Source organism: Lacticaseibacillus sp. 30, assembly GCF_053819265.1.
The window spans coordinates 24,873-33,640 of sequence record NZ_JBSOQX010000027.1 but is presented as its reverse complement, the minus strand read 5'-3'; the positions used below and the strand labels follow the sequence as shown (position 1 = coordinate 33,640).

The following is an 8,768-nucleotide window of genomic DNA, read 5'->3' as shown; positions in this document are numbered from 1 at the left end:
ATTATTATTCCTCCTCTGTGTTTAGTTCCTTAAATATTGGGTGGTCAACCAAGTTTATCGCCTCGGCATATTGGCCTTCGGTTTCAAAAACAATGACCTCATTGTGCCCGGTGTGAAGCAACCCGGCTGGCACATATAGTGACAACGTTGGCCCCTTCTCCCAGAATCTGCCGATGTTAACACCATTGACCAGCATCACTCCTTTACCAAATCCACGACAATCAAGATACGTATCTTGTGGTTTCACCACATCAAACCCATATTGATAAAAAGCGGGTGTCCCTGCTTGCCAATCGCCGGTGAAATCAAGTTGCGGCGCCTTGTTCAAGTCAAGTGGGTATTGCAGGTAGTCCTTAATGAAATGGAGGTCTACCATGACACCGGTGCGAATTCCCTTAAACTGGGTAATCGCTTCGATTTTTGAGCCATAGTTGACGCGGCTCATGTTTTCGACCAACAGATCTAGTTGATGGCGGCCTTCAACTTCTGGGAGCAGGATGTCATCGCCGATGGCCTCTTGATACTGTGTTGCTAGCGACTTGCCATCAAAGAAGGCTTGAACCCGATCACGGGCATCAATCACGCGCAACTTAGCCGGCGTGCCTTTGTCGGTACCACTGATCAGCGGGTTTGTCCGATACAACGTATAACCGGTGTATTGGCCAAGAAACTCCTGTGTCTGCGGATAAGGTGCGGCTACTGGCTGAGCTAGCTGATCAAGTACTGAGAATAATGACACTTTCGCCGTCAACGGATTGTCCGCCTGCCTCATCGCTGGCTTGACCAGTGGTGTTGTCTGGGCCTGCGATGGCAAGACTTCGTGGATCATTTTCTGAATGGCAAAGTACTTTGGCGTTGGATTGCCTTGCTCATTCAATGGTGCATCGTAATCGTAGGAAGTCACTTGCGGCAGATCATGATCTTTGCGAGCTGAGGTACCGTTCATAAAGCCAAAATTAGTTCCCCCGTGGAACATGTAGAGATTGACACTGCCGCGTTGGATCACCGCTCGCAAGTTCTCGGCAGTTTCTTCTGGGTCGCGGCGAATGATCGGTTCGCCCCAGCGGTTGAACCAGCCGTCCCAGAATTCCATACACATCAACGGCCAATCATGTCCATGAGCTTGATTGAAGGCCGCCAACCGATCGAAATTCATGTCGGCACGTGAGCCAAAATTGCCGGTAGTCAAAATACCAGCGTCGGCCATGCTGCCAGCGTTCAAGGTTGCTGGCCACGGACCATCCGAGGTAAAAAGGGGGACATCAACGCCATGCTTTTTCATAAGTTCGGCCACGGCGGCAAGATAATCCTTGTCTTCGCCATATGAACCGTACTCATTTTCCACTTGCATCATGATGACATTGCCACCATGCGTGACTTGATGACCCACAAGATGAGGCATTAAAGCTGTGTAGTAACGGTCAATCGCTTGCAGATAGGCAGGATCGTCGGTTCGCAAGCGCATCTTTTTCGTTAACAGCCATGCTGGAAACCCGCCGAACTCCCATTCTGCACAGATGTAAGGGGATGGTCGAACGATGGCGTATAAGCCAAGATCCTTTGCGGTGTTTAGAAAGCGTTCAATGTCGAGAATCCCGCTGAAATCAAAGTCACCTTCGCTGTACTCGTGCAGATTCCAAGGGACATAGGTTTCTACCGTGTTAAATCCCAGTGCCTTCAAGTTATAAAGGCTGTGATACCAATCACTGGGATGGACTCGGAAGTAATGAATCGCGCCAGACAGAATCTTGAACGGCTGACCGTCCAACATAAACTCATGATCGATCGAAAAGGTCGTCATGCAGCGCTGGCCTCCTTTCATTCATAACAGCTTATGCTGCCATATTTAAGTGTCACACACTGACACCTTATTTCACAAGGTTTTGTGTCAGGAAAGCTTTCATGCTTCAGCTTGATAGCCTAATTTCCCATCAAGATAGGTGGCTTCGAGCTTGAGATCAGCGTCTAAAACTAGATAATCAGCGGCTCGGCCAGGTAAAATACTGCCGCATTGATCGTCGATATTGCAAGAAGCAGCCGGTGTTTGAGAAGCCATTCGAATAATTGCTTCTGGTGTTGCGGCGTTCCAAGCAAGGAGATTGGTCAGCGCATCTTTCAATTCAAGAACTGAACCCGCCAGACTGTCGCCATCTTTCATCCGCGCCATCCCGTCTTTGACATAAACTGGGAATTCGCCAAGGACGTAATCGCCATCAGGCATCATCCCCGCGCGCATGCAATCGGTAATCAATGCGATATGTTCAGCGCCTTTCAGTCGAATCAAGGTGGTGGCCACTTCAGGACGGACATGATGACCATCACAGATAAGCTCATCATCAACCCCTTGCAGATACATCGCTGCTCCGACCATACCAGGTTCGCGATGGCTCAACGGGCTCATACCATTGAAAGTGTGTGTGAAGACAGTTGCACCGGCTTCGACACAAGCTTTAGCCTGCTCAAAGGTGGCATCACTATGGCCCAAAGCCACCACCGTGCCGTCTGCGGTGGCATACCGAGTGAAGTCAGCAGCACCCTCACGTTCTGGGGCAATCGCAATTTTCTTCAACAAGCCATCAGCGGACGTCTGCCAAGCATCGTATTCTTGCTCACTTGGATTTTTGAAGTACTTCGGATTCTGTGCCCCTTTATGCTTGGTCGTAAAGTATGGGCCTTCAAAATAAATGCCTTGAATCTTCGCACCGCTTTCATCGCCAGCATGTGCGGCAATCGTTTTGCAAACCTCATTGAGTTGATCAAATGAACCGGTCAATGTGGTTGGCAGCCAACTGGTGACACCAGCTTTGAGCAAGTTTTTGCTCATTGTCTCAATGCCATCCCAATCGTTGTCCATTACGTCATGCCCTAACAACCCGTGAATATGGGTATCGACTAAACCCGGAGCAATCAATTTCCCGGATTGTTCAACAATATCGCCATCTGGCTTAGCTGTTTCCGGCAGATACTCGCCAAACTTGCCATCATCGGTGACTTCTAGATAACCACCAATTTCAGTCACATTTTTGAGAAAAAACTTTGCAGCGTGAATGTAGTAACTCATGAACTCTTTTGCCTCCTCTAAACTTGCTCGTTGATGCTGCTTGGTGCCAGTTCACGCTCTATTCTTTACCAGCGTAATCGTGCAAGGTCACGCCTTTAACAACTCGGTTAACGGTGCCGGTTGGTGATGGTGTGTCAGGCAAGTTGCCAACTTTGATCGAAGCAAGCAATGCTACAGTCTGGGCGAACATGACATCTGGGAGAGCCTGATAAGCTTCTGGAAGATCTTTAGGGCCATTTTCAAAATAGAAGGCATCGCCTGAGAAGTTCTGATCCTGCTTGGTGCCCACTGCCATCACGGATTTAGCAATACCGTCACCCTTAACTTCTTCAAGGACATCGATATCATATTGACGGGTGTAGGCATTGTTGCTAACGAGGTCGAACAACAAAGTCTTGTCATCTAGGAAACTCTTTGGACCATGACGGAAGCCCATGGAAGTGTCAAACATGGTGGCATACTTGCCAGCTGTTAGTTCAAGCACCTTCAGGCGAGTTTCGCGGGTCAAGCCGCCAAGACTGCCAGAGCCAAGATAGACGATACGATCAAAATCAAGGTCAAGCACTTTTTGAACTTCCGCTTCACGCGCCACAACTTCTTGTCCCATTGCCGCAATGGCTTTCACCCACTTGCTCTTATCCGTGTCACTGGCGGTATCAAATACCAGCAAGGCACTCAAGGTCATGCAAGAGAAACTGCCTGTCATGGCAAAGCCTTTATCATTTGAACCAGCTGGCTGTAACAGCAACAAAGTCTTGTCTTCCGTTTCAGACTTCTTGGCCAATTGGCCTTCCGGTGCGCAGGTAATGCTGATTTGATGGAGATTGTGAACAACTTGTTCAGCCAGTTCAACAGTTTTCAAACTTTCCGGTGAGTTGCCGCTACGAGCAAAGGAAACCAGAATGGTCGGCGTGTCTGCTTCCAGAAAATCGTAAGGTGCGGACACAATATCAGTTGACCCAATTGATTCAAATTCGAACTTGCTGCGATCACCATGCGCGCGTAGGTATGGCATCACCGTGTCACCAACATATTGTGAACTACCGGCACCAGTGAAAATAACGCGAACGGTTTTGCCATTAGCGGCGGCCGTCACCTGATCCAAAAAGGCCGTGATCTTTTCCTTAGCGTTGGTATAGTTATCAAATGCTTCTTGCCATAGTTCTGGCTGCTGTTTGATTTCAGCAGTTGTAATTTGTGCACCTAACTTGGTTAGTTCTTCAGTTGTTTTTTCGAACAATGTTCTTCATCCTCCTATTGGAAACCTGCTTGCCAGCCCCTAAGCCGGACTGGCTTATGCTTTATTATCTAGTGATTAACGTGATGTACGTGATAAACAAATTGATCCGCGCGAGCCACACTCAAGGTGTATTCAACAATCTCGCCGGTATCGGCAAAAGTTGTTCGCCGAATGTTCAAACAGGCTGACGCTGGTGCAACTCGAAGTTGTTCAGCATCTTCCGGCGTGACTAATCCAGCAAAAAACGCTTCATCGACTGAAACAATGTGAATGCCATAATGACCTTCCAGCCAATCGTATAATGGCGTTTTTGATAGTGCTTCCTGATTAAGACCTGGCACAGTGTTAGCAGGTAAGTAACTGCGCTCAATCATCATCGGTAACGTGTCAGCGATTCGTAATCGATCAAGGACGTAAACGGGCGTGCCTGGTTCGATGCGCATGCGCTTGGCAATTTTGGCGGGTGCCGCAATTTTTTCTAAACGCTGGATCCTAGTCACTGGTTTACGGTTCATTGCCAACATCTGTTTAGTGAAACTGTAGGACCCACTGACATCGGTTCGCTCATCAAATCGTTCTGCAACAAATGTACCTTTACCAGTGCTTCGATAAATGAAACCGCGCAAGAACAATTCGTTCAAGGCAGCACGAACTGTGTTGCGACTGACCTGATACAACTCGCTGAGATCCCGCTCGGACGGCAGCTTATCGTTGGGCTGAAGTTTCTCCTTAATGAACGTTTCCAGCTGATCTACCAGCTGTTTCGTCAACGGAACCTTTTCCATCATCTCACCTCCACGTGGTACCAACCACTTGTAGTGTATGCGTTCCCAGTTCGTGAAGTCAATACATGCGACTTATTTTTATTTTTAACGACTTACAGGTTCTCAAAATGACAACATGTACCAATTTTCGTTAAAAAAAGAAATTGAAATCATGAATTAAGCGGTAACAGACATTTCCATAATTAGACCAAATCAGGAAAATAATTATTTCGATAAGAAAGCGTTCTCATTACGTTCTAATTTTTTGTTTAACAGCCATTTAATCACACCAGTAACAAAAAAATCCCTCGATGGTCTAAAAACCTGTCGAGGGATAACTTTTGTCTTTATGAATATGTTGGGCACCTGATGATCCGCAACCTTATGCGTCTACCCCTGGAGTAGAAGTGACGATTGCCAATTTGCCAGTGAATGCCCAAGTCTTGATCTGGTTGGGAATCAAGAAACTATCGCCTGTTTTGATCGGGTAATCCTTCCCGTCTGCAGAAAAGGTCCCGTCACCGTCAAGCACTGTTACATTGGTATAAGGTGCTTGTTGGGTGAACGTCATGGTGCCATCAACATCAAGGCGATAAACGGCAAAATGCGGTGACAGCGGCGGTTTAACAAACGTGGTGATTTGCCCGCCTGTCACTTGTTCTTTGGTGATATCAAGCTTCGGGTCATGGAAAGGAACGGTCGTCACATCAAGGCTTTGCTTAATATGCAACTCACGCTTGTGACCTTGATCATCTTTCCGATCATAGTCGTAAAGCCGATAAGTCGTATCGGAACTTTGTTGGGTTTCCAATGCCACGATGCCTTTGTTTAAAGCATGTATCGTGCCGCTTGGAACATACACAAAGTCGCCAGTCTTGACTGGATATTTCCGCAACAAGTGCTCCCAATCGCCGGCTTCGATCATTTCTTTGAGCTGTTCATGCGTTTTGGCGTGATGCCCATAGATCAAATAAGCCCCTGGATCTGCCTTCAGGATGTACCAGCATTCAGTCTTACCGAGTTCGCCTTTTGCTTCGTGGGCCGCAGCATAAGCATCGTCAGGGTGAACCTGAACACTTAAACTAGCTTCGGCATCGAGAATCTTCACGAGCAACGGGAACTCCTGACTATGTTGTGGACCAAAATAAGCGGGATCTTCATGCCACGCCTCGCGAAGGGTTTTACCCTTCAATGGACCGTTTTCAATGGTCGCCGGACCATGCGGATGACCTGAGATGATCCAAGCCTCACCGATTTTACCGTCTGGAATGTCAAAGCCGTACTCAGTTTCGAGTTTGCGGCCGCCCCATATCTTAGGATTGAAGTATGGTTTTAAAAATAATGGTTCTGTCAAAATGCCCACTCCTTTTCTAAACAAGCGCTTCAGATCAGAAATCCGCATGTTAAACCTCTGAACCACATGATGAACACCCCATCATCTCATTCATGTCCGCTAATACGCCGTTTTCTAACCAATTTGCCTTTGCGCTGCTTTTTCGTCGTTTTCAAGTTCATTATACAGTACCTATCTAGACCGCTGACCTTTATTTTGTAAACTTGCGGCTCAATTAAACTAAATAACAAGACGGAACCTTACTAGCCGATTATTTTGCGGGTAAATGCTGGCGAGGTAGTTGTCAAAACAGCCAAAATCATCTCAATGACATCACAATTTCATCAAATCCTTGCGTGACACTATGAAATGGTGTTGGCGCACAACACCATAACGGCCCGTTGCGCAAAAGATGCGTAGCGGGCCGTATTTTCGGTTATTGTCAGGAATTAGACGGCCATGCGATGTTGCCTCCAAAAGAAAACAATGCTAATGACACCCAAAATCGTGGCAAGCCCGGCTAGCATCAATTCCCACCCGGAAGCTTCTGCCGTTTTTGGTAAATACCGGTCTGGATTCACAATGGTTTTTGTTGGCACTTGCTGCTGCCTTGGATCGGGTTGCGGCGCCGGCTTCAGAACTAACGCAGCGATGGCAGCTGTAATCTTGGCAGCCATGGTATCAACTTGGGCTTGCTGGGTGATGCTGAGATTACGATTAACAGCAGCAAGCGCCGCATCAACGGCACTAAGGTCTTGATAGTGTGACCGGTCAAGTTTCTTTGCAGCTGCAATGGCGGCATCAACCTTTGTGTAATCGGCTGGCCGCAGTTGCAGTGCCTTGATGGCGACCGTAATGGTCTGGGCATAGCCGTCAACCAATGCCTGATCGGTTGCCTTTTTACCGCGGACAACAGCATTTAACGCTGCATCAAGTTTAGCAACTGATGCATCGGTGTACTGATTAAGTTGCCGCGGCACGGCAGCGATGGCGGCATCAACTTTACTGTAATCGGCTGGGCGAACTAAGTAAGGTGCATAGGCTGTCGAAAATTGATCCATCAACTTCAACAGCGCCGGCATGTCTAACTGTGCACTCGGATCATCCGCCCAAACCGCCTGCACACTGCCAATAATCGGCACAGCACTCGAAGCGCCTGGTACATCAGTGAATTTTTTACTTGCTAAACTAGCTAGCGCCGTTTTGTAACTATAGAGATCGCCGTCCACGCGACCTAAAACCCAATACCAACCGTCATTAGTATTCATGATTTTCAAACCCTTATCGGTCAAAAACTCTGGCTTTGCGACATCATACCCGCTCCAGCCAGCCGTCCAATAAGAGACGATCAAATCCTTGTCAAAAGTCCCGAAACTGGTGTTATTGTCATAATAAATCCCGTCATTGAAAACCATCGGCTTCAGGCCGGCATTTTTGGCCATCGCCGCTAAGTCGTTGACGTATGCCACAAACTTTTTGTAGGTGCCACTTTGTTGCAACTTGGCCCAGCCACCAGTATCGACATCATTTGCATACTCGTCACTGCCAAAGTTGAAGGTCGTAGCATGACCCTTGAAATACATCACATACTTCTGCAATAGTGCTTTTGTGAAGGCAATGGCAGTGTCATTGTTAAGATCGACAGTCCGTTTAGACCCATTAAAGGCAGGATTCTTAATGCCTAGTTGCGCCATCGCCGTCAAAATGGCATCCATATGGCCGGGACTATTGATAACCGGAATGATATTGATATCCCGTGCCGCTGCATATTTCAAGACCGCATCCATGTCGGTTTGCGTCAACGCATTCCCGTTTGGATCATCGTAGTACGCTTTGTTACCAGCCTGTATGGCCTGTTTCACGACATCACTGCCATATGTTTTGCCATTGATCGTCACGCTCATGTCATCAAGTAGCAATCGCAATGCATCGTTGCCCAATAAAACCTGCACATCGGTGTAACCGTCTGTATGTGCCCGATCAATGATCGTTTTCAACTGATCCGCGGAAAAATACTTTCGTCCCGCATCAATCGAAAAAACGCTTTTCAAGGTGTTATCAGCAGCAGCTACCTGCTTGGGCGGCTGACTCAGACTCAACACCATACCCAGCAGTCCAACAATCGCCAATAACCAAAATCGAAACCCGTGCTTCTTCAAAACTTCAACCTCCTTTTGTGGATGGTTTCTGCAACAAGATTGGCCTATTCCACCAACAAGTTAAGAATATGCTGGAATCGCTTTCAATTCAAAATGATTTTCATATCTCACACGTTATTCTCATATTTCGTTAATATTATTGTATGTTTGCTTTCAAATGGTTATCCCCTCGCTTTAAAGGGTCTAGATGGTCTTGTTGGTATGTAAAAAG

6 protein-coding genes are annotated in these 8,768 nt (G+C 47.3%); all 6 read right to left on the bottom strand.

Annotation, left to right across the window (positions count from 1 at the left end; genetic code table 11):
* Nucleotides 1-4: 4 nt before the first annotated feature.
* Nucleotides 5-1,801: a glycoside hydrolase family 35 protein gene (locus tag ACWPAB_RS13450; RefSeq protein WP_003577504.1), complete on the bottom strand. Its 1,797-nt coding sequence runs from the start codon at nucleotides 1,799-1,801 to the stop codon at nucleotides 5-7.
* Nucleotides 1,802-1,900: 99 nt separating this feature from the next.
* A complete protein-coding gene (nagA, locus tag ACWPAB_RS13445; RefSeq protein WP_003577502.1) occupies nucleotides 1,901-3,061 on the bottom strand; it encodes an N-acetylglucosamine-6-phosphate deacetylase in 1,161 nt (386 codons plus the stop codon).
* A gap of 58 nt (nucleotides 3,062-3,119) precedes the next feature.
* Nucleotides 3,120-4,301, bottom strand: a complete 1,182-nt coding sequence (locus tag ACWPAB_RS13440; RefSeq protein ID WP_003577500.1) for an SIS domain-containing protein — start codon at nucleotides 4,299-4,301, stop codon at nucleotides 3,120-3,122.
* 68 nt (nucleotides 4,302-4,369) lie between these two features.
* Nucleotides 4,370-5,086, bottom strand: coding sequence for a GntR family transcriptional regulator (locus ACWPAB_RS13435; protein WP_012490884.1), 717 nt, complete (start codon nucleotides 5,084-5,086; stop codon nucleotides 4,370-4,372).
* A gap of 361 nt (nucleotides 5,087-5,447) precedes the next feature.
* Nucleotides 5,448-6,467 carry a mannose-6-phosphate isomerase, class I gene (gene manA / locus ACWPAB_RS13430; protein WP_003577498.1) on the bottom strand — a complete coding sequence of 340 codons (1,020 nt, stop codon included), beginning with the start codon at nucleotides 6,465-6,467 and terminating at the stop codon, nucleotides 5,448-5,450.
* A gap of 380 nt (nucleotides 6,468-6,847) precedes the next feature.
* On the bottom strand, nucleotides 6,848-8,557 hold the full coding sequence (locus ACWPAB_RS13425) for a family 20 glycosylhydrolase (RefSeq protein WP_003577496.1): 1,710 nt from the start codon (nucleotides 8,555-8,557) through the stop codon (nucleotides 6,848-6,850).
* Between the last annotated feature and the right edge of the window lie 211 nt (nucleotides 8,558-8,768).